The organism is Streptomyces sp. H27-H1, from assembly GCF_026627445.1.
Classification (GTDB): Bacteria; Actinomycetota; Actinomycetes; order Streptomycetales; family Streptomycetaceae; genus Streptomyces.
Genome location: NZ_JAPNLJ010000035.1, coordinates 1 through 20,552, shown reverse-complemented (window position 1 = coordinate 20,552; position 20,552 = coordinate 1). Strand labels below are relative to the sequence as shown.

At 73.5% G+C, this 20,552-nt stretch carries 21 protein-coding genes and 1 pseudogene; 6 read left to right on the top strand and 16 right to left on the bottom strand.

What is annotated here, in order from left to right:
- Positions 1-30: 30 nt before the first annotated feature.
- Both OTB20_RS30000 and OTB20_RS29995 read right to left on the bottom strand, forming a co-directional pair.
- A pseudogene (locus tag OTB20_RS30000) lies at positions 31-261 on the bottom strand (heme-binding protein); the annotation flags it as partial.
- A 39-nt stretch (positions 262-300) separates the two neighbouring features.
- On the bottom strand, positions 301-1,524 hold the full coding sequence (locus tag OTB20_RS29995) for an MFS transporter (RefSeq protein WP_267822250.1): 1,224 nt from the start codon (positions 1,522-1,524) through the stop codon (positions 301-303).
- A gap of 222 nt (positions 1,525-1,746) precedes the next feature.
- Here OTB20_RS29995 and OTB20_RS29990 point away from each other — a divergent pair, with 222 nt between their 5' ends.
- Positions 1,747-2,205: a MarR family winged helix-turn-helix transcriptional regulator gene (locus tag OTB20_RS29990; protein WP_267822249.1), complete on the top strand. Its 459-nt coding sequence runs from the start codon at positions 1,747-1,749 to the stop codon at positions 2,203-2,205.
- Here the strand turns inward: OTB20_RS29990 and OTB20_RS29985 are convergent.
- On the bottom strand, positions 2,202-2,729 hold the full coding sequence (locus OTB20_RS29985) for a GNAT family N-acetyltransferase (RefSeq protein ID WP_267822247.1): 528 nt from the start codon (positions 2,727-2,729) through the stop codon (positions 2,202-2,204). The genes OTB20_RS29990 and OTB20_RS29985 overlap by 4 nt on opposite strands.
- 262 nt (positions 2,730-2,991) lie before the next feature.
- A complete protein-coding gene (locus OTB20_RS29980) occupies positions 2,992-3,228 on the bottom strand; it encodes a hypothetical protein (protein WP_267822245.1) in 237 nt (78 codons plus the stop codon).
- An 81-nt stretch (positions 3,229-3,309) separates the two neighbouring features.
- Between OTB20_RS29980 and OTB20_RS29975 the strand changes: the two genes are divergently transcribed.
- Positions 3,310-4,038, top strand: a complete 729-nt coding sequence (locus tag OTB20_RS29975) for a hypothetical protein (protein ID WP_267822244.1) — start codon at positions 3,310-3,312, stop codon at positions 4,036-4,038.
- Here the strand turns inward: OTB20_RS29975 and OTB20_RS29970 are convergent.
- The 3 genes from OTB20_RS29970 to OTB20_RS29960 form a co-directional block, all read right to left on the bottom strand.
- On the bottom strand, positions 3,977-4,639 hold the full coding sequence (locus OTB20_RS29970) for a SigE family RNA polymerase sigma factor (protein ID WP_267822242.1): 663 nt from the start codon (positions 4,637-4,639) through the stop codon (positions 3,977-3,979). The two genes, OTB20_RS29975 and OTB20_RS29970, sit on opposite strands and share 62 nt — an antisense overlap.
- Before the next feature lie 8 nt (positions 4,640-4,647).
- Positions 4,648-5,100: an LPXTG cell wall anchor domain-containing protein gene (locus OTB20_RS29965; protein WP_267822240.1), complete on the bottom strand. Its 453-nt coding sequence runs from the start codon at positions 5,098-5,100 to the stop codon at positions 4,648-4,650.
- Between the two features lie 163 nt (positions 5,101-5,263).
- Positions 5,264-6,814 (bottom strand): PLP-dependent aminotransferase family protein, encoded by a 1,551-nt coding sequence (locus OTB20_RS29960; RefSeq protein WP_267822238.1) that lies wholly within the window; start codon positions 6,812-6,814, stop codon positions 5,264-5,266.
- A gap of 29 nt (positions 6,815-6,843) precedes the next feature.
- Here OTB20_RS29960 and OTB20_RS29955 point away from each other — a divergent pair, with 29 nt between their 5' ends.
- Complete coding sequence (locus OTB20_RS29955) at positions 6,844-7,845, top strand: DMT family transporter (protein WP_267822236.1); 1,002 nt, start codon at positions 6,844-6,846, stop codon at positions 7,843-7,845.
- Positions 7,846-7,877: 32 nt separating this feature from the next.
- A complete protein-coding gene (locus OTB20_RS29950) occupies positions 7,878-8,786 on the top strand; it encodes a helix-turn-helix domain-containing protein (RefSeq protein ID WP_267822234.1) in 909 nt (302 codons plus the stop codon).
- Here OTB20_RS29950 and OTB20_RS29945 read toward each other — a convergent pair.
- The 3 genes from OTB20_RS29945 to OTB20_RS29935 all read right to left on the bottom strand — a co-directional run bounded on the left by OTB20_RS29945 (position 8,764) and on the right by OTB20_RS29935 (position 14,289).
- The gene (locus tag OTB20_RS29945) at positions 8,764-12,201 is read right to left on the bottom strand and encodes an endo-alpha-N-acetylgalactosaminidase family protein (protein WP_267822232.1); all 3,438 of its coding nucleotides are present in this window, start codon (positions 12,199-12,201) and stop codon (positions 8,764-8,766) included. The genes OTB20_RS29950 and OTB20_RS29945 overlap by 23 nt on opposite strands.
- Before the next feature lie 209 nt (positions 12,202-12,410).
- On the bottom strand, positions 12,411-13,736 hold the full coding sequence (locus tag OTB20_RS29940) for an MFS transporter (RefSeq protein ID WP_267822230.1): 1,326 nt from the start codon (positions 13,734-13,736) through the stop codon (positions 12,411-12,413).
- 178 nt (positions 13,737-13,914) lie between these two features.
- Positions 13,915-14,289: a YbjQ family protein gene (locus OTB20_RS29935; RefSeq protein ID WP_267754256.1), complete on the bottom strand. Its 375-nt coding sequence runs from the start codon at positions 14,287-14,289 to the stop codon at positions 13,915-13,917.
- A gap of 259 nt (positions 14,290-14,548) precedes the next feature.
- Here OTB20_RS29935 and OTB20_RS29930 point away from each other — a divergent pair, with 259 nt between their 5' ends.
- On the top strand, positions 14,549-15,040 hold the full coding sequence (locus OTB20_RS29930) for a hypothetical protein (protein ID WP_267822228.1): 492 nt from the start codon (positions 14,549-14,551) through the stop codon (positions 15,038-15,040).
- A gap of 90 nt (positions 15,041-15,130) precedes the next feature.
- Here OTB20_RS29930 and OTB20_RS29925 read toward each other — a convergent pair whose 3' ends face one another.
- The 6 genes from OTB20_RS29925 to OTB20_RS29900 form a co-directional block, all read right to left on the bottom strand.
- Positions 15,131-15,496, bottom strand: a complete 366-nt coding sequence (locus OTB20_RS29925; protein WP_267822227.1) for an NTP pyrophosphohydrolase — start codon at positions 15,494-15,496, stop codon at positions 15,131-15,133.
- Between the two features lie 46 nt (positions 15,497-15,542).
- Complete coding sequence (locus OTB20_RS29920; protein WP_267822225.1) at positions 15,543-16,511, bottom strand: AAA family ATPase; 969 nt, start codon at positions 16,509-16,511, stop codon at positions 15,543-15,545.
- 3 nt (positions 16,512-16,514) lie between these two features.
- Positions 16,515-17,723: an RNA ligase gene (locus tag OTB20_RS29915; RefSeq protein ID WP_267822223.1), complete on the bottom strand. Its 1,209-nt coding sequence runs from the start codon at positions 17,721-17,723 to the stop codon at positions 16,515-16,517.
- A gap of 72 nt (positions 17,724-17,795) precedes the next feature.
- Entirely contained in the window at positions 17,796-18,500 is a 705-nt protein-coding gene (locus tag OTB20_RS29910) for an epimerase (RefSeq protein ID WP_267822221.1), read from the bottom strand.
- Between the two features lie 89 nt (positions 18,501-18,589).
- Complete coding sequence (locus OTB20_RS29905) at positions 18,590-19,024, bottom strand: VOC family protein (RefSeq protein ID WP_267822219.1); 435 nt, start codon at positions 19,022-19,024, stop codon at positions 18,590-18,592.
- 9 nt (positions 19,025-19,033) lie between these two features.
- Positions 19,034-19,366 (bottom strand): hypothetical protein, encoded by a 333-nt coding sequence (locus OTB20_RS29900; RefSeq protein WP_267822217.1) that lies wholly within the window; start codon positions 19,364-19,366, stop codon positions 19,034-19,036.
- Between the two features lie 229 nt (positions 19,367-19,595).
- Here OTB20_RS29900 and OTB20_RS29895 point away from each other — a divergent pair, with 229 nt between their 5' ends.
- Complete coding sequence (locus OTB20_RS29895; protein WP_267822215.1) at positions 19,596-20,429, top strand: YoaK family protein; 834 nt, start codon at positions 19,596-19,598, stop codon at positions 20,427-20,429.
- The last annotated feature ends 123 nt before the right edge of the window (positions 20,430-20,552 follow it).

The following is a 20,552-nucleotide window of genomic DNA, read 5'->3' as shown; positions in this document are numbered from 1 at the left end:
GGGAGACGGGTGCGCGACCCGGGTGGGGGGTCAGGCCAGGACGCCGAGCGCCGTCTCGGCGAATCCGTGGTCCTGCGCGGGAGCGCCGCCGCCGACGCCGATCGCGCCGATGAGCCGTCCGCCGCGACGCACGGGCAGACCTCCTGCGATGAGCAGCAGCGGGCGGTCGAGGGCGGTGGGCAGGACGTGGAAGGGCCCGCCGGGCCGGACGGCCTCGACGAGATCCGAAGTCGGGGCGTCGAGCTGGAGCGAGGTGAAGGCCGGAGATGGTGGATCAGTGAGGGGGGCGGAGATGGTGGATCAGTGGGGGGCGGGGACGGCCGGGGCCGGGGCGGCGGCCGCGACGACCCGGCTGCCCCCTTCGCCGCCCGCGCGGGTCCCCGTACGCCGTTCCAGCGTGCCGGAGACGAGGGCGAGGGCCAGGGCGGAGGCGGCGAGGGCGGCGCCGACCCAGTTCGGGGCGGTCCAGCCGAGCCCGGCGGCGATGACGAGTCCGCCGAGCCAGGCGGCGAGGGCGTTGCCGAGGTTGAAGGCGCCGATGTTGACGGCGGAGGCCAGCGTGGGAGCTCCGGCGGCCTGGTCGAGGACGCGCTTTTGCAGCGGCGGCACGGTGGCGAAGCCGAGGGCCCCGATGAGGAAGAGGGTGACGGCGGCGCCGGCCCGGGTGTGGGCGGTGACGGTGAACAGGGCGAGGACCACGGCGAGCGCGCCCAGGGAGGTGTACAGCATGGGCATCAGCGCGCGGTCGGCGAAGCGGCCGCCGATCAGGTTGCCCGCGACCATGCCGAGGCCGAGGAGGACGAGCAGCCAGGTGACGGAGGTGTCGGCGAAGCCCGCGACGTTGGTCATCATCGGGGTGATGTAGGTGATGGCGGCGAAGACCCCGCCGAAGCCTAGGACGGTCATGCCCATCGCCAGGAGCACCTGGACGTTGCGGAACGCGGCCAGTTCGTGGCGGATCCGTACGCCCTCGGGGCGGGGCAGGTCGGGGACGAGCCGGGCGATGCCGAGCAGGCCGAGGACGCCGAGCGAGGCGACGATCAGGAAGGTGACCCGCCAGCCGAGGTGCTGGCCCACGAGGGTGCCGAGCGGGACGCCGACGACGTTGGCCACGGTCAGGCCGGTGAACATCATGGCGATGGCTCCGGCCTTCTTCTCGGGGGCGGCGAGCTCGGCCGCGACGACCGCGCCGATACCGAAGAAGGCGCCGTGGGCGAGGGAGGCCACCACCCGGCCGGCGAGCATGATCCCGAAGGCGGGGGCCAGCGCGGAGATGACGTTGCCCACGATGAACAGGCCCATGAGCACCATCAGCATGCGCTTGCGGGGGATGCGGGTGCTGAGGACGGTCATCAGCGGGGCGCCGAGGACCACGCCGAGGGCGTAGCCGCTGACCAGGAAGCCGGCGGTGGGGATCGAGACGCCGTAGGTGCCGGCGACCTCGGGCAGCAGACCCATGATCACGAATTCGGTGGTGCCGATCCCGAAGGCGCCGATGGCGAGTGCGAGGAGTGCGAGAGGCATGGGGGGTGCCCTTCAAGAGCTTCAGGGGGGAGGGGCCGGGCATTGCCGCAGCGGGTTGCCTGCGTCCACATTAATTGCAGACGCGGGATATTTGCAAGCGCGGGCAATTGCAGACGTGGCCTATCCTGGGAACCGGCGCACGTACGGGCACACACAACCGGCGCACGCACGGGCACAGGCAATCGGCGCACGCACCAGGCACACGCCTTCGAGGAGGAGCCCATGACGGCCACCGACAGCGCACTCACCGCCCTCTCCCAGGGCTGGTGCGCCCTCTCCCTCCTGCACGGGCGGATCGAGACGCACATCGAGCGCGCGCTCCAGGCCGGACACGACCTGAGCGTGCGCGAGTACTCCCTGCTCGACGTCCTCAGCCGACAGCACAGCGGCCCCGGCGGTCACCTGCGCATGCACCAGGTCGCGGACTCGGTGGTGCTCAGCCAGAGCGCGACGACCCGGCTGGTCAGCCGGCTGGAGGACCGCGGGCTGCTGAGCCGCTACCTGTGCGACACCGACCGCCGGGGCATCTACACCGACGTCAGCCCGGCCGGCCTCGCACTCCTGGACGAAGCCCGCCCCACCAACGACAACGCCCTGCGCGAGGCACTGGACGAGGCGGCGCTCAATCCGGAGCTCGCCCTACTGGTGGCCGCCGTGAAGAACACCCCGGCCGGGGTCTAGAGCCGCCGGGCCAGTACCTGGCCCGGCCAGGCACCGGAGAGGAAACGGTCGGTGCGGGTGAAGCCGTTGCGCTCGTAGTACGCGACGAGTTCGCCCGTGCCGCCCGCCCAGCAGTCGACCCGCAGCAGCTCCACGCCGGCCCGCTTGGTCTCCTCGGCGGCCCGGACCAGCAGCGCGGCCCCGATGCCCAGGCCGGCGTACCGCCGGTCGCAGATCAGGAGCCGGACGTACCGCTCGGGTCCCGCGGCCGGTGCGATCGGCATTTTCGGGCTGGGCCCGGAGTCCATCACCAGGGCGCCGACGGGCACCCCGTCCAGCTCCGCAACGTACGGGGAGTTCTCGGTCGTGTACCGCTGGACCCGCTCCACCCCGCCGGGGACGAGCGAATACGGTGTCGTGCCCCACTGCTCGGTGTTCCCGCGGGCGTTCATCCAGGCCACCGCGGAGTCGAGCATGTCCAGAACGGCCGGTACGTCGGCCGGGCCGCCCGGCCGGATTCGTATGTCAGGTGTCGTGTCGTTCACGGTGGAAGCCTAGGCGAGTGCCTTCGGGTCACGCCGGGCCCGCGGCGCCGTCGCGGTGCGGACCCTTGACACTCATGGCCTTGACGCTCCGGGCCTTGGCACTCAGGGCCTTGATGCTCAGGGCGCGGAATTCCGTGGGGCTGATCCCGTAGGCCTCGCCGGGCGCGAGGTGTCCCGCAGCTTGAGGTCCGGGCGCCGACCGTGTACTCGTTGCGCTGCTGGGACATCGACGTGGCGCGCCCTTGCGCGGGAGCGCCAGCTGCTACTGCTCCGGATCGCCGCGCCGGATCAGTGCGGGCGTGCGCCGCGAACGCAGCCGCGACAGGGCGAACTTGGACACGCGCAGCTGCCCCAGGTCCAGTACGGCGGCCTCGCCCCGGAAATCGGCGGGCCGCTCGCTGCTGAGGGCGGCCGGCATGACCGCGCGCGCGATGATGTCGGCGTACCAGTCGAACCGATCCCCCGCCGGTACCCCGCCCGACGACACCACTGACCGCATCCCGCGCCCCACGTGCGAACCCTTCGGCAGGATCCAAGGATGCGGCCGGAGGATCCCCAACGGCGCACGGTTCGAGCCCGCGTGGCGCACCACATCGCCAACGGGCGCCGCCCGCCCCCTCAGTGGCCGTCCGGTGACGCCGTCGGCGGCCGAGACGGGGGCGAAGGCGAGGCCGAAGCCGAGGCCGACGGCGAGGGCGATGCCGCGGCCCGCGGGCCGGACCCGGTGGAGGGGACGGAAGAGGCGGACGGCACCGAACTCGGCTTCGGCGCACCCGTACCGGGTCCCGGCACGTGCGACGGGCTCACCGTGGGCACGTACGAGGGCGTGGGCGAGACCGAAGGCGAGAGCGGCGCCGGCGACGGCTCGGCCCGCCCCGGAGGCGAGTCGGTCGGCGAGGCCGAAGGCGGCGCGGCCGGCGGCACCGGAACCGGGCCGGGGCCCGGGCGGACCGGAGCGTCCGGAGCCAGTACGGCGTACCCCACCAGCATCGCGGCGGCTGCCGCCAGCCCCGCCATCGGCAGCGTGAGACCGCGCGGCCAGGCCCACGGCAGGCGCCGCACCCCCGGCCCCGGCGGCTGCGCCGGGCGCAGTTCGCGCACGGTGATCCCGGCCGCGCGGGCGTCCAGGGCCTGCCGCAGCCGGTACTCGACGGGCCGTCCGTCCGGCGCCCCGGACAACGCCCCGGACAGTTCCCCGGACGGCTCCCGGCCCGGCTGCGGCCCCGTCGCCGACTCCTGCCCACGCGTCATATCCGACCCTCCAGAATCCGTTCCAGCGCGTCCAGCCCACGGCTCGCGTTCGACTTGACCGACCCCCGGCTGATGCCCAGCGTCTCGGCGATCTCTGCCTCGCTGAGGTCGGCCCAGTAGCGCAGCACCAGGACCTGCCGCCGCCTCGGCGTCAGCCGGCCCAGCGCGGCGAGGACCTCGCGGTGCGCCTCGTCGAGGACCACGGAGGTCTCGGCGGAGGGTATGTCGGCCGGCGCCGGCGGGGTCCAGGCGCGGGCGGTCCGGCGGCGGCGCAGCACGGAGCGGGCCGTGTTGACGACGGCGGTGCGCAGGTAGCCCAGGGCGTTGTCCACTTCCGTGATCCGCTCGCCGTGGCGCCGGTACAGCGCCGTGAAGGCGTCCTGCACCACGTCCTCGGCGGTACCCAGGTCGTCCACCAGCAGCACCGCCAGCCGGACCATCCGCAGCCGGTGGGCGTGGTAGAGCTCGGTCACGGTGGGCGGCGGGCCTCCCACCTCCGAGGGGTGGCCGTACGTGTACCCGTGCCGGTACGGCTCCGACGGTGCGGGCGGGGCCTGCGGGGCGGGGCGCTCGCGGCGCAGCAGGAACGACCACAAGCCCCGCCGCGCCCGGTCGAAACCGGGCGCCGCGGGGCCCGCGGATGGTACGAGGTGAAACACGGAAGTCCTCAGCCGTTGGCGCGGCGCCGCACGGTGTACAGGGTCGCGGCCCCGGCGGTGATCAGCACGGCGGCCCCGGCACCGAGTGCGGCCGTGGTGGCGGAGGAACCAGTATGCGCGAGCTCGGGCTCACCGGACGGGGCCGGGGCCGCGCTCGGGGCGGAAGAGGGGTCGACGGCCGGAGCGCCGCTCGGGGCCGCGCTGGGGGTAGCGGTCGGCGTGCCCGCAGGCGGGCTCACCGAGGGGGCGGGGGCAGAGGAGGCCGAGGGGGCCACGCTCGGTGCGGTGCTCGGCGCGGTGCTCGGCGCGGTGCTCGGCGCGGGCGCGGACACGGACGGCGAGGCGGACGCCCCTTGTGCGGCGGAGGCCGGCCCGGCCAGCGCGACGGCCACACCGGCGGCGGCGACAACGAGGCCGGCCGCCCTGCGGACGGACAGCGGGGCGCGCTTCAGGTTCTTCACGGTGGTTCTCCACGGTCGGCTGCGGGGGCGCGGGATCACGCCCTCACCCCCACACGACGTGCGAGTTCCCGGGAGGTTGCCGCCGTTCCCGAAAAACTTTCCGGCGCCGGCCACCGACCGCTCAGCCCGCGCACACCGCCCGGGCCCGCCGCCCGTCGCCCGCTCAGGCCCGGCCCGTCCCCCGCGGCCGCGACAGCCGCCGCAGGGCTGCGGCGATGGCGGCGACGCCCTCCTCGATCTCCCCCACCGAGCCCGCCGCGTAGCCGAGGACCAGGCCCGCCGGGCCCGGGGCCAACCGGTGCCAGGACAGCGGGTGCGCCTTGACCCCGAGGTCCAGGGCCGCGGCGGCGAGGGCCCTGTCGTCGATGCCTCCGGCTCCCTCGCTGCCGTCGGCTCCGTCGAAGGTGACCATCAGGTGCAATCCGGCCGCCGCCCCGTGCACCCGCGCCCCGGGCAGTTCGGCGGCGATCGCGCGGAGCATCGCGTCCCGGCGGGCCCGGTGGCGGCGGCGTACGAAGCGCAGGTGGCGCTCCAGCTCCCCCGAGGCCATCAGCCGGGCCAGCACCAGCTGGGCAAGGACGGGATTGCCGAGGTCCGCGTAGCGCTTGGCCTCGATCACGGCGTCGAGCCGACGCGGCGGGACCAGCAGCCAGCCCAGTCTCAGGGCCGGGGCGAGGAGTTTGGAGACGCTCCCGGTGTAGCAGACTGCCTCCGGAAGCAGGGCGCGCAGAGCGGGGACGGGGGCCCGGTCGTAGCGGTGCTCGGCGTCGTAGTCGTCCTCGATGACGACTCCCCCGGCCGCCGCCCACCCGAGGAGTTCGCGGCGCCGTTCCCCGTCGAGGACGACCCCGGTCGGGAACTGGTGTGCCGGTGTCAGCACCACCGCCTGGGCCGGGCCCGCCGACAGGGCGGCGGTGTCGATGCCGCCCCCGTCCACCGGCACGGGCAGAATCTCCATGCCCCCGTGCTCCAGTTGCAGGCGCGCCCCGAGGGAGCCGGGATCCTCCACCGCCACGCGCCGTACGCCCTCCGCGCGCAGCACCTGGGCCAGCAGTCCGAGCGCCTGCGCCACGCCCGCCACGACGACCACCTCGTCGGGGGTGGCACGGATCCCGCGGTTCAGCGCGAGCCAGCCGACGATCGCCTCGCGCAGCGCGGGGGCGCCCTGCGGGTTGCCGTAGCCGAAGTCGGCGGGGGTGAGCCCGGCCAGGACCCGGCGCTCCGCCTGGAGCCAGGCCGTACGCGGGAAGGCGGTCAGGTCGGGCGCCCCGGGCGAGAGGTCGATCCGGCACGGGGCGGCGCGCAGTGCGTCGACCGGGCCGCCCCGTACCCCCGGGGTGAACGGGCCGGGCCGATCCGGTACTGCGGACGGCGCGGGCCGGCCCGGGGGCCGCTCGGTCACCGGCGCGGCCACCACGACCGTCCCCGCACGGCCGCGGCCGGCCACCTGGCCGGTCTCCGCCAGCCGCTGGTAGGCCTCGGTGACCAGCCCCCGGGAGACCCGGAGTTCGGCGGCGAGGACACGGCTGGCCGGGAGCCGGGAGCCGACAGCGAGCGTGCCGTCGGCGATGGCGGCGCGCAGCCGGTCGGCGAGCCAGTCGGTGCGGCCGCCGGCCGGGGCGCGGCCGATGTCCAACTGGAGGAAGTCCGACCCCGGGGCTTTGGACCTCGCCACTTCGGACCCCTGGATGGCGCTTTCTTTGGACCTGTCCATGGATCCATTGTGGCGCCAGGCTCGACGGTATGAGCACCTCACCGCATACCCCGCCGCCTACCGAGACCCCTCCCGGCCAGCTGCGCGACCTCGCCCCCGGCATCGTCGGCATGGCCCTCGTCGGCAGCAGCGTCACCGTCTCCCGGTCCCTCGTGGACGCCCCGCTCTTCGGTGTACAGGCCGCTCGTTACGCGGTGGCCGCCCTGCTCCTGTTCGGCCTCGCCCGCGCCGCCCGGGTGCGGATCACGGCGCCGCGCGGCCGGGAGTGGCTCTGGCTGGCCGGGGTCGCGGCGACGGGGCTGGTGCTGTTCAACGTGGCCGTCGTACGGGGCGTCGCGCACGCGGAGCCGGCCGTCATCGCGGTCGCGGTGGCCTCCGTGCCGGTCCTGCTCGGGGTGATCGGCCCGCTGCTGGAGGGCCGCGGGCCCAGGCCGTCTCGGCCCAGCCGCCGGGTGCTGCTGGCCGCGCCGGTGGTCGTCGCCGGGGCGGTCCTGGTGGAGGGAACGGGCCGGACGGACGCGGCCGGAATCGGCTGGGCGGCGCTCGCGCTGGGCTGCGAGGCCGGCTTCACCCTCCTCGCCGTACCAGTGCTGCGGCGGCACGGAGCGTGGGGGGTGTCGCTGCACGCGGTGTGGATGGGTGCGGCGATGTTCGCGGTGCTCACGGTGTGCGTCGAGGGGCCCGCGGAGCTCGTGTCCGTGAGCCCGCGCCAGTGGGCGGCCGCCGGCTACCTCGCTGTCATGGTGACGGCGGTGGCCTTCCTCCTCTGGTACCGCACGGTGGCCGCGGTGGGCTCCGGCCGGGCCGGGCTGCTGACCGGGGTGGCCCCGCTGGCGGCGGCGGGCGCGGGAGCCGCCACCGGCGGCGGGGTGCCGGGTCCGGCGGTGTGGCTGGGCCTGGCCGTGGTGATAGCCGGGCTGGCGGCCGGCCTCCGGCCGGAGCGGGGCCCCGGTCCGCCGCCGGGTGGGCGGCCCTCCCCGACCCCGGCCGCACGAAAGCCTCGTAACGCCCATGAGACCGCCGCCCCTTGAGCACTCCCCGCCTTGTGGATCACAATCCGCAGATGGCAACGCCTCCGTACAGCAGCTGGATGCGGTACTTCTCGCCGACCGTCAACCACCGCCGGCTCGGTCTGGTGTGCCTCGGTGTCGGCGTACAGCAGGGCGTACTGCCGGTGGTCGGGCCGCGCGTGCTCGACCACCACGTCGCGGTGGTGGTCTGCGCCGGCCGGGGCTGGTTCAGCCAGGGCGGGCGGGCCCCGCAGCCGGTGACGGCCCCGGCCTTGCTGTGGCTGGTGCCGGGGGTGGAGCACCATTACGGGCCCGATCCGCAGACCGGCTGGGACGAGTGCTTCGTGGACTTCGCCGGCCACAGCGTGGAGGCGTACACCGACCTCGGCTACGTCAGTCCCGACCGCCCGCTGGTACCGCTCAGCGGCACGGCCGGGGTGCGGCACGTGGTCGACGGGATCGTACGGGCGGCCCGGCGCGGCGGGCCGCTGCTGGAGGTGGAGGCCGCCGCGGCCGTGCACGGGCTGCTCGTCGCGCTGCGCTACGCCCGGGCCGAGGTGTCACGGCACGGGGACACCGTGATGGACACCCTGGCCCGGGACGCGCTGCTGCCGATATCGGTGGCCGAGCACGCCGCCCGGCTCGGCATGACTCTCCCCGAACTGCGCGGGGCGGTGCGGGGCAGTACCGGGGAGGGGGTCAAGGAGTACCTCCTCGGTATCCGCCTGAGCCGGGCGAAGGAACTGCTGGCCCGTACCGACCTGCCGGTCGCCGGGGTCGCCCGGCGGGTCGGGTACGCGGATGCCGCCTACTTCAGCAGGCTGTTCAGCCGCCGGGTGGGCGTGGCGCCCGTCCGGTTCCGCCAACAGCAGTCGGTGCAGCAGCAGCCGTCGGCGCCGTGGAACCCGTCACGGCAGACACCCGTCACCGCAGGCACCGTCACGACTGGTAGCCGATGTTGAGTTCCGCGACCGCCGTCCACGGATTTCCCGAAACCTCTTTCGTGGCCTTGAGCTTGACGTAGCGGGCGGTGCGCGCCGTGAAGGCGACGTCCTGCTGCGCGGTGGTGTCGGCGAAGGTCCCGGAGGCGGCCGCCGTGCCCCAGGTGACCCCGTCCGTGGAGGTGAGGACCTGGTAGTCGGCGATCCGTCCGTTGCTCTGCGTCTGCCGGGGCAGGTAGTGCAGGGCGGAGACGTTGTACGAGGCGCCGAGGTCGAGGGTGATCTCGTGCGGCATCTGGGCGGTGGCCTGGTACCACTGGGTGTGCCAGATGGTGGCGCTGTCGCCGTCGAGGACGTTGGCCGCGGCGCCGTTCTCGCCGGCGGTCTCCTGACTGTCGACGGCCTTGACGCTCATCTGCGTCTGCGGGACGAGGAGTTCGCCGCCGCTCCCGGTGCCCAGGTCGTCCACCGCCAGATCGTCGAGGATGAAGTCGGCCTCGTTGTGGGAGCCCTCGCCGGTCACCTTCCGTACGCCGATCCACGCGTCGGTCCCCGCGGTGAAGGTCTTGGTGAAGGTGGTGGCCGTACGGGCCTGGTTCAGCGCGGTGGCCGTCTCGGTGCTGCCGGAGCCGGTGATGAACTGGTAGTCCCCGCTGAAGCCGTTCTCGTAGCTGAAGGTGACCTTGTACGAGCGTCCGGTTGTCAGCCGCAGCGTCTGCGGGAGGGTGCGGTAGACCAGGCCCTGGCGCTCCTCGTGCGATTTCAGCGAGTTCTGCCCGCCGATCACGTCGTCGACCAGCTTTCCGCTCCAACCCGCCTGGGTGTACGGGGCGTTGCGCTGCGCGATATGGGTGCGCGGGTCGGTGGCCGCTCCGCCGGCGCCGCCGAAGGCGAAGGGGCCCCAGCCGGCGTCGACGTTCTCGAAGTCCTCGGTGAACCAGTGGCCGTTCAGCGGGGTGCGGGCAGAGCGGACGACCCGTACGTCGTCCAGGTAGACGGTGCCGGATCCGGCGGCCGAGGACAGCTTGAGGGTGGCCGACGACTGGCCGGACGGGACGTCGAAGAGCACCTTCATCCGCTGCATCTTGGTGCCGTTCTTCTCGCTGCCGCCGAGGTTGTTGGTCAGCGTCGAGGAGTCGGCGTAGACGGAGGCGGCGGTACCGGCGGCCGGGGTCACGGTGAGGGTGGCGGCGCGGCCGGCCGGGGCGGAGACCCAGACGGAGGCGGCGTAGGTGCCGGGGGTGAGTCCGGTGAGCTGCTGGGAGACGGCCGGGGTGGTGCTCGCGGCCATCGTGAGCTCGTTCTGCCCCTGCGCGTTGCGGGTGACGGCGGCGCCGGTCCCGGTGACGGTCCAGGCGTTCAGGTTGCCGGAGAAGAAGGAGGGGTCCTTGACGGGGGCGCCCTCGCCCCAGTTCGGATCGGCCTGGGCGGGGGCGGCGCCGTTGGTGACGACGTAGGCGGTCCTGGCGGCGGCATTGATGGTTACCTGCCCGCCGGTGACGGCCAGGTCGCCGACCAGCCGGCGGCCGGTGTCGGTGAGTTTGTACAGCTTGGGCGAGGCCCAGCCGGCCGGCAGGGTCCAGGTGGTGGAGGCGGCCTTGTCGTTCCAGTGGTAGAGCTTGCCGTCGCGCGGGAGCAGGTAGGCGGAGCCGTTGAGGACGGTCCGGCCGGCCGTGGTGATCTTCCGGGTGTTCCCGGAGGTGGTGACGGTGGTGCCGTTCGCGAGGGTTGCGGTGTCGGCGGTCCACTTCACGATCGGGGATTCCTGGAGGTACTTGGTCGGCAAGTTGGTCGCGAAGGTGGTGGCGAGGAAGGCGGTGTAGTCCCGCTTGCCCTGCCAGCCCTCGTAGGCGGTGATCTCGGCGCCGCCGAGCAGCGGGTTGGCGGCTATCCAGTCGTCCTTGGTGTGGTTGCCGATGAAGCGGGCGATGTTCGAGTTGATGCCCTTGAGGTCGGTGCCGCCGTAGTTGACGTCGGTCGCCCAGTGGTGCCAGAGGGACTGTTCGGTCATGGAGTTGGGGAATTCGGTGGCGAGCTGGTAGCCGAGCCCGCCGATCTCCCTCTGGAGCTTGCGCGAGACGTAGCCGTCGCCGTACCAGACGTCCACGTAGAGGAAGTCCAGGCCGGGGGCTGCCGCCTTGAGGTCCTTGAGCCGCCCCAGGCGCTCGCCGGACTGGCCCTCCTTGCGGGTGTCCACGTAGTACGACTGGTCGAGCCAGTCCCAGCCGAGTCCGCCGGTCTGGTGCGCCGGGTCGAAGGTGGCCGAGACCGGGTACTCCTCGGTGGCGTTGATGTGGACGCCGAAGTCGGCGTTGTAGCCGTGGCCGACGGTGGTGAGGGTGTTCAGGTCGGTGGCGCCGCCGAGCTTGGAGCCGATGTTCTTGTAGTCCATGTGGGCCGAGTCGTGGCCCTCGGAGGCGTACCCCTTGAGCAGGACGAACTGGCCCAGGCCGTCGGTGGCGAGGTTGACCCGCTTGGTCTCGTCGAGGGTCTCGGCGAAGGGGTGGGTGGCCGCGGAGGCGAAGTTGAAGGGGATGCGCTGCACGACCCGGTCGGCGGTCTGCTGCCAGCCGGTGGGCGGGGTCCAGATGTCGCGGTAGGCGACCGCCGCGTCCTGCCAGTCCACGGTGGAGTCGGCGTTGCGGTCGGCGGTGATCGCGACGCGGACGTAGGGCAGCGGCTCGGTGTCGGTGTCGGCGGCGCCCGAGGACCGGTAGAGCCAGGATCCGCTCCACAGGCCGGCCCGGCGGTAGCCGCCCTTGTCGGTGACCTGCTTGCTGATCCGGCCGTTCTCGGTGGCGGTGCCGCCCGAGGGGGCGTCGTAGTACGAGTTGGAGTCGATGGCCGCGGCCAGCTTGCCGGTGTTGGCCAGGCCGTACATCACGGTCGTGGCGGCGGCGTCCGCCGGGGTGTTCGCGGTGATCGGGGTGAAGGTGTCCCCGGTGCCGGTGGTGGCGGTGTGCATCTTCGCGGTGGAGAGCGCGGCGCCGGCCTGGGTGCTCCGGACGCTGACGAGGTTGTGGTGGGGGATCGCGAAGCTCCGTACGCGCAGGGCGGCCGTGTCCTCGATCGCGGTGACCTTGAACTCCACCACCGACCCGGTCACCGAGAGCCGGGATCTGATGGTCACCCCGGAGAAGGCGAGCGCGTAGTCGACGCCGGAGGCGGAGGGGGTGGCGGTGACGGTGGGGGTGTAGGTGGTTCCGTTGACGACGATCGCGCCGATGGTGTCCTCGTTGCCGTTCAGCACGTCCCCGGTGGCGGTGCGGGTGTAGCTGATGACGCGGGGGAAGGCGCTGTCCACGCTGACGGACAGCTCGGGCGAGGTGATCGTCACGGGGGCGGCCGCCATGGCGGGGGCGGCGGGCACGGCCACGACCAAGGTGGCGGCCAGACCGGCCACCGCGGCTGCGGCCGGCCAGAGGGGGGTTCGCATCGGACCTCCGGGAGTCGGCGCTTCCTGGGCGGAGGACCGCACACCGTGGAGGCCGGCGGTCCGCTCACTGACCTGACAGCCTGCGGACCCCGGCCCGGCAGGCCCATGGACAAAGCCGCGCGCCGTCCTGGACTTATGTGACGGGTGGGTCGGATGAGCGCACACCCCCGGCCCGGCCCCCGGCCGGCCGCGCCCCCGGCCGGCCGCGGCTACACCGGCTCGGCCGCCTCCGCCCCGCGGGGGTTCGGGTACGAGGCCGCGGGCTCGGCGCGCCGGGTCCACAGCAGGGCGCCCGCCAGGAGCACCGCGCCTCCCGTCAGCCAGGGCAGGGGGCCCCGCGGCAGCACCCCGACGAGCAGGCCCGTGAGCGCCCCGGTCAGTTGCAGGGCGAGGGACTGGACGGACAGCGCCGTGGCGCGTCCCGTGCTGGGGACCCGGCGGTGCAGGAGCTCGTTCTGGCTCGGTCCCGCCGAGCCGAGGCCGAGGTACACCAGGCCGTAGCCGAGGATCGCGAGCACCATCGGGAGCGGGCCCGCCGACACCGCGGTGGCACCGAGCAGGAGCAGTCCGCCCGCGCCGGCTCCCAGGCCCACCAGGACCGCGCGCTCGCCGCTGCCCGCGAGCCTGGCGGTCAGCGGCGCGAGGTGGTTGCCGAGCGCGGAGCAGAGGAAACCGGCGCAGGCGAGGACCGCGAAGAGCATCGCGCCCGACTCCGGCGCGCCGGTGAACGCCGCGGCGCGGCCGGGTGTCAGCAGTTCGAGCGCGGCGAGGGCGCCGCCCGCGGCCGCCGCGCTCAGGAGCACCCGGCGGATCAGCGCGTCCCGGCCGCCCAGCCGTACTCCCTCGAGGACGGTGGCCGGGATGCCCCGGAGCACGGAGCGCGGGGTGCTCGGCGGGCGGGGCGGCTCGGGGAGCGCGGTGAGGACGTACAGCACGAAGGCGATCTCGACCGCCGCGCCCAGCAGTGGCGGCACGGAGAGCGGGAGCACCAGCCCCGAGGTCGTCCGCTTCAGCTCGGCGGCGGCTTCGGCGCCCTGGGCGAGCAGCCAGGGAAGCGCTCCGCCGATGAGGGTGCCCGCCGCGAGGGCGGCGGAGACCGCGGTGCCGCCGCGGGCCAGTCCGGTCCGCAGGTCGGCGTCGGGGCCGGAGTGGGCCTGGACCGTGTCGACGTACCAGGCTTCGGCCGGCCCGCTGGACAGTGCGCGCCCCGCCCCCATGAGGGCCATGCCGAGGGCGAGGACCCAGGGTGCGGTGCCGAGGCCCTGGAGGGTGAAGGCGGTCAGGTTCAGCAGGCCCGCCGCGGCCAGGACGGCGCGGCGGCCGAGTACGTCACTGAGTCCGCCGGTGGGCAGTTCCAGTGCGGCGGCGGTGACGGAGTGCGCGACGAAGAAGGCTGCGACGGCGGTCAGCGACATGCCGCGCTCGGTGAAGAGCAGGATCAGCGGGCTGACGGACAGCCCCACGGGGAACCAGTACAGGACGCAGGCGGTCACGTAGCGGCGTCCCGCGGTGCGCGGGTCCGGCGCCCCGGTCACGAAGCGGCCCCGGCGCCCTCGGGGCCGGAGCCGTCCAGCTCGGTATCGAGTACACGTGTGAATATTTCGCAGACCATCACGGGAGGCTAGAGCCTCATCCGGAGATCGCCAAGGGCGCCCCGGCGCAACACACTTCGGGGCTGCCGCGGGCCGATCCGCCCCGATCCGAGAGGGCGCCCTACCCGCTCGCCGGCACCAGGACGACGGCCGTCCCGTACGCGCACACCTCGGTGCCGACGTCGGCGGCGTCGGTCACGTCGAAGCGCATCATCAGCACGGCGTTCGCGCCGCGCGCCTTCGCCTGTTCGATGAGGCGTTCCATGGCCTGGTTGCGGGTCTGCACCAGCGTCTTGGTGAGGCCCTTCAGCTCGCCGCCGATCATCGATTTCAGGCCCGCGCCGATCTGGCTGCCCAGATGGCGGGAGCGCACGGTGAGGCCGAAGACCTCACCGATGACCTGCTCGACCCGGAAGCCGGGCACATCGTTCGTCGTCACGACCATGACACCGGTCTGCTGCGCGCCGGGGCCGCCGCCGTAGTCATCGATACCCATGGCATTCACTCTGCGGGCGGCGCGCGGCGCCCGCATCCGCAGGGCCCTGGGGCCGCGCGGGGGTCGCGCTACCGCACGCGGCCCTACGGCCCGCTTGCACACCCGCCCAACTCCACGTATTGCGCATATCGGGCTAAATACCGGTGCGTCAACCGGACCTCGCGCCCCTCCATCGCCATAGTCGTCCGTGGCGACCGCCTGGTTGCCGCCCCGCGCCGCGCTCCGTGGCCGGGCGACCACTTCTCAGAGGAGCCGGCTCATGCTGATGCCCACCAGGACCATCCTCGCTCTCGCCGCCGGAGGCCTGGTGCTCGGCCTGGTCGGGGCGGGCACCGCCGTCGCGGCCGACCACCCGGCGCCCCAGGCCCCGACCGTGACGAGCGCCCTCGACGAGGACGACGAGGAATTCGGCCGGGACGACGAGGACTCGGAGCGCCGTCGCGCCCGGGGCGTCGTCGTCTCGCACGGCCCGCTGACCGTCCGCAGCAAGCCGACCACCCACTCCCACAGGGCGGGCCGGCTGCACCCCCACCAGAAGCTCGTCATCGAGTGCAAGACGCGCGGCGAGCGCGTCGGCGGGAACAACATCTGGTACCTGCTGGCGGACGAGGACAGGCAGGACGCGACGGACGAGGACCGCATGGGCGGGACGGCGGCGAAGCCCGCCATGGCCGCGAAGGACCGCGACAACCGCTGGGTCTCGGCCCGCTACGTCAAGAACCTCGACAAGGTCAGGTACTGCCGCTCCTAGTGCTGTGGCCGGAATGGTTTGCCGGGTCGCGGCGCCCGGCACGGCACTAGCCGCCCTCCCGCGGGGCGGCACGCCGCCCCGCGGCGAAGCCTACGGCCGTACTTCCGGGCGTACGGTGCCCGGTCCCACGCACCGCGCACCGTACGCCCGGACCCGTTCGCGCAGTTCCCGGTCCGCCGTGACCACCACGCACCCGCCGCTCTCCGCGCAGGCGGCCGCCAGCTCCACGATCCGGTCGTCACCACTCCCCGGCGCGGATTCCACCCGTACCCCGGGCACCGAGCCGACGCCCCGGGCGGCACCTTCGACCACGAGGACGATCTCCTCGCCCGCGTCCCGCAGGGCCAGCCGGTCGCGCAGCCGCTCGGCGGCGCCGCGCCGGTCCCGCCACCAGCCGTCCGGCACGGAACCGACGACGTTGGCACCGTCCACGATCAGCACGCTCGGCTCGTTCACCCACCCAGTATGGCGAGTCCGCTGATGCCGCGCCCCGGTCAGGACGCTAGAAGGCGCCGTAGTTGACCTGCCAGGTCGCCAGCCCCATCCGGCGCCAGATGGCGACGACCCGGTCGCGGTCGTCCAGGGAGACCCGGACCGCGTACCGGTCGCGTACGTGCGCGTTGAACAGCTCCGCCTTCACGATGTCGTCGCGGCGCGTATCGCCCGCCGCCCGCATCCACAGCTCGTCGTACGGGACTTCGTGCTCCCGCAGCCAGGCCTCGGTCGGCTCCCGGTACTCCTCCCCCCGGCCGGACAGCAGCACGACCCTGTCGCCGTCGGCCCGCCGGAAGGACTCCAGCGCGTCGCGCACCGGCGCGTTCAGCGTGTCGAGGCCGCAGCGCGAGAAGTCGTACGGGTTGCGGTCTCCGGTCATCGCCAGCGTGCCGTCGATATCGCACATCACTGCCGTGGGCAGCGCCGGGTCGGGGACGTACGGGGACACGTCCGGCTGGTCGTTGAGCCAGTCCTCGGTGAGCCGCCAGCCGCCCTTGCGGGCCTTCGCGTGCTTGTCCGCGAGTATCCGGATGATCTCCTCGCCGACCTTGCGCTCGCGTGCGGCGTCGCGCCGCAGGCACTCCTCCACGGGCACGTCGGTGTAGTCGTGCACGACGAAGGTGGCCCGTCCCGCGACGGCCGCCTTCAGCCTCTTGGGGATGTGCGAGGTCAGATGGGTGTTGTCGACGACCACGTCGAAGCCGCCCTCGACGGCCGCGCCGACGGCCGCGTCCTGGATGTCCAGCACGGTCTGCTCGTGCTTGTACGAGCGCCCGCGCTCGGGGTCCGGCACGTCGAGCATGGCCCGCAGGTCGTCGAGGTTGACGCGACGCATCCGGCCGCCGGATTCCGCCTGGAGGGCGCGCGCGGCGGTGGTCTTCCCGGAGGCGGGCAGACCCGTCATGACGTGGACCACCGGAAGCGCGGCGGGCGCGGCCGGGGGCGCGGGGGCCTCGGTTTCGGGGACTTCGGACACGGGTCAGTTCTCCTCGTCGTTCGTGAAGGGGTCGGACGTCTCGGGCCGTACCTGCCGCCAGCTGCCGAGCTCGGTCGACCTGCCGTCGAGGCGCTGGAACAGGGCGCCGCGGATCCCGCTGTCGCGGATCGTCCTGGTGGCGCGCGCGAACGCGCCCCGGTCGGCGGCCAGGTGGGCCAGCGAGGCGTACGCCCCGTCGACGGCGCGCTCGCGGAGCGCGGCCTCGTGCTCCAGGCGTGCGATCACCGTGCGCACCCAGTGGTCGAACTCGTCCGGCACCTGTTCCAGCAGTGCGTCGAGCGGCTTGCCGCCCGAGGCCTCGATATCGCTGACGGTGCAGTTGAGGCCCTGGGCCAGCTGCTTGAGGGGCAGGCCGGCGAACCGCTGGATGCCGTGCCCGCGCCAGATGTCCCGCTCGGTCACGCCGGTGAGCACCTTGTGGAGGCGTACGTACTCGGCGATCTTGGCCTTGGCCCGGACTCCCGAGGCGAAGCGCAGGACGAAGCCCTCGGCGTCGGTACCGGTCGCGGCGGCGCCGCCGGGCAGGGTGCTGGATCCGGTCAGCGCGAGCAGTTCACCGAGGGGCATGGCGGGCCATACGGTGACGACGGAGCCGACGCCCTGCCAGTGGACGGCGGCTTCGCCGAGCGGCACCTCGGCGCCGTCCGCTCCGTACGCGGCGAGCAGGACCAGGTCGCGGCGGTCTCCGTAGTCCACGACGATGCGGTTCTGCGGGTACAGGATCTCCGCGAGGTAGGTGGTGCCGGGGACCAGCGCGGAGGTGTCCCGTCCGTCGAGGCGGCGCTGCGCCCAGACGGCCTGGGTGCTGGTGAACGAACCCCTGGACGCGGCCCGCCACTTCCCCGCGTAGTGGAAGAGGATCCCCAGACTGCCGTCGACCTTGTCGTACACCTCGAACGGCTCGTCCGGCAGGGCCGGCGCATACGGCCGGCCCGACTCGTGCTCGCCGACGTTGAAGAACTTGGGCAGTGGCAGTGCGACGACCGCGCCGGTGACGTCGTCGGCGACGAGTCCGCGGCAGCGCGTGGTGACCTGGTTCCAGACCTGCTCGTACTGGGCGGTCCGGGTGTAGCTGTAGAGGGACAGCGGCAGCTCGGGGTGTGCCTTGCGGGACACGTATCCGGCGTCGATGGCCTCGGTCAGCGCCTGCGCGGGCATCAGGTCGTGCAGAGTCAGGCGGTCCTGGCTCATGGGGTTCCTCCCGGTTCGAGATGCCTCATTCTCGGGGGAGGAAGGCCCGGGCCGAAACCGAATATCCGTCCGTTACCGCAGGTCCGCCGCCCCGTGCGGGTCCGCGCCGCCCACCCGGTTGATGTCTCGGGGCCGCAGGATCCGCTGGGTGCGCTCGTCGCCGGGCCCGGCCGCGGCGACCGCGATCATGGCGCGGCCCAGTGCTCCGGTGGTGGTCACGAGCTGGGGTGCGAAGCGCTTCAGGACCGGGAACAGCGGCGCGGTGACGGCGTACCCGGCTCGGTAGAGCGGGGTCTTGGAGGGAATGCCGCGGTCCGGCTGCACGATCCCGGGCCGGAACATGTACGCCTCGAAGGGGAGCTTCAGCAGGTCGTTCTCGGTCTTGCCCTTGACCCGGGCCCACATGGAGCGGCCCTTCTCGGTGCTGTCGGTGCCCTCGCCGGAGACGTAGGCGAAGGTCAGCCGCGGGTTGGCGGCGGCGAGGGAGCGGGCCGCGGCGAGCGTCAGATCGTAGGTGATCCGCCGGTACTCCTCCTCCTTCATGCGGAAGGAGGAGATGCCGAGGCAGAAGAAGCACGCGTCGTACGAGGCCAGGTCCAGCCCGGGCGCCGACAGCTCGGTCGGATCGGCCTGGACGAGCTCGCGCAGCTTGGGGTGGGTGACGGTGAGGGGGGTGCGGCCGACGGCCAGGACGCGTTCGACGGAGTCGTCGCGCAGGCACTCGCGCAGTACGCCGCGGCCGATCATTCCGGTCGCGCCGAAGAGGATGACGTTCACGGGGCCACCCTAGGGCGTGTCTTTCGGATCAGGCTGGATCAGCCCGGCCCGATCCCAAAGAGACGCCCCAAGGGCGCGGGCGGCCGCACTCAGTGGGAGACGCACAGTTCGTTGCCCTCGGGGTCGGCGAGGGTGGTCCAGGTGAAGGGGCCCTGGCTGCCTTCGTGCAGGTGCTCGGCGCCCTTGGCGAGGAGCCGCTCGACCAGGGCCCGCGGGTCGTCCTCGCCGATGCGGACGTCGAGGTGGACGCGGTTCTTGACGGTCTTGGCCTCCGCGACGAGCTGGAAGAGGATGCGGGGCGCCCGCTCGAGGCCCTCGGGGTGGCGGATCCCCTGACCGGCCTTCCAGACGAGGGCGCCCCGGTGCGTGGTGGTGTCCTCGTCGGTCGCCCGCCCGGCGGCGATCATCTCGCGGATGAACTCCGCGTCGCTCGGCTCGACTTCCCATCCGAGGGCCTCGGCCCACCAGTCGGCGAGGGCGTGCGGTGTGGCGGAGTCCACGGTGACCTGGAACGTGTATGCCATGCCGGGACCCTACTGAGCCCCTTCGGCCTCCGCCACCGGAGCGGGCGCGCAGTAGGACCCGACGGCGGGCTGTCCGGTCCAGTTGGGCCCGGCCCCCGGATCCGCGCCGAGATACCGGAACGGCAGTGTCACCGCGCCCCCCGGCCGGCCCGTCGAAGGCGACCCGGTGGTAGCGGGCGCTGTAGCGGAACCCGGCCGCACGCAAGCGGACTGCCGTATCCGGCGGTAGCCCTCGCGGCCGAGGTGGTCCACCCGGAGGACCAGCTCGGGCGGGAGCAGTTCGGCGGTGCGCCGGACGATCCGGCCGCCGAGCGGGGACGGAAGTTCCCTGTCCGGGCGCATGCTTCGGGTGCGGCGCCCTCGACGGCGCGTGGGTCGTTCCCTCAATCGTGCGCCCGCAGTCGCTACCGTTCCCCGGGGACAAGGGCTCCTTCTCCCTGGTCCCTTTCGGGGCGGGCACGCCTTTTTCGCTTCCCCGGAAGTCCTCTTTCCCGCGCCCTGCCGCCTGCCGTCTACCGTCTACCGTCTACCGTCTGCCGATGGGACGGCCCGCCGAACCCGGAGGGACCTCATGACCGCCACCGGCCGGCGACGCGGCATCCTGCGGCCACTGGCCGGGCTGCTGTTCCCGCCGGGGGCGGGCGACGCCGGACCGGGCCGCACGGAGCCGGGCGTCGCAGAGCCAGGCGGCTCGGAGTCGGGCGGCTCGGAGTCGGGCGGCCCGGAGTCGGGCGGCACACAGCCGGGCGTTGCCCAGTCGCCGCACGGGGTGCTGCCGCCCCTGCTGATCGTGCTCACCTTCGTCAGCGGCCTGGTCGACGCGGTCAGCTACCTGGGCCTGGGCCACGTATTCGTGGCCAATATGACGGGCAACGTCGTCTTCCTCGGCTTCGCGATCGCCGGCGACCGGTCCCTGTCCGCCCCGGACTCCCTGCTGGCGCTGGGCGCCTTCCTCGCCGGAGTGACGGCCGCCGGCCGGCTGCGGCGGGGCGCCGGGGCGGCCGGCATGTTCGCCCCGCTGGTCGCGGTGCAGACCGTACTGGTGGGCGGGGCGCTCGCGCTGACCGCGGCCGGCGGCGGACCGGGAGGAGTCATCGCACTGCTCGCGCTCGGCATGGGGCTGCAGAACGCCGTGGTGCACCGGCTCGCGATCCCCGATCTGACCACCACCGTCGTCACACGGGCCCTGACGGGACTGGCCGCCGATCCGTGGGGGCCCGCGCCGCTACGCCGCCTCGTGACGGTCGTGGCCCTGCTGCTCGGCGCCCTGACCGGAGGTCTGCTGGTGCTGCGTCACGGCTCGGTGTGGGCATTGACGACAGCGGTGGGCCTGCTCGCCTGGGTGGTGCTCGCCTCGCTCCGGGCCGACAACGGGCCGCTGCCGAAGCGCTCGAGGCTGCCCTAGGTCCTGTCTGGAGTTCAGATCATGAATGTGGTGCGATGCTGCGGAGCCAGAGCATCGCACCACACAGATGCAGGCCGGCCTCGTAGCTCTCTGGCGTCTTGTCGAAGCGGAACGCGATGCCGC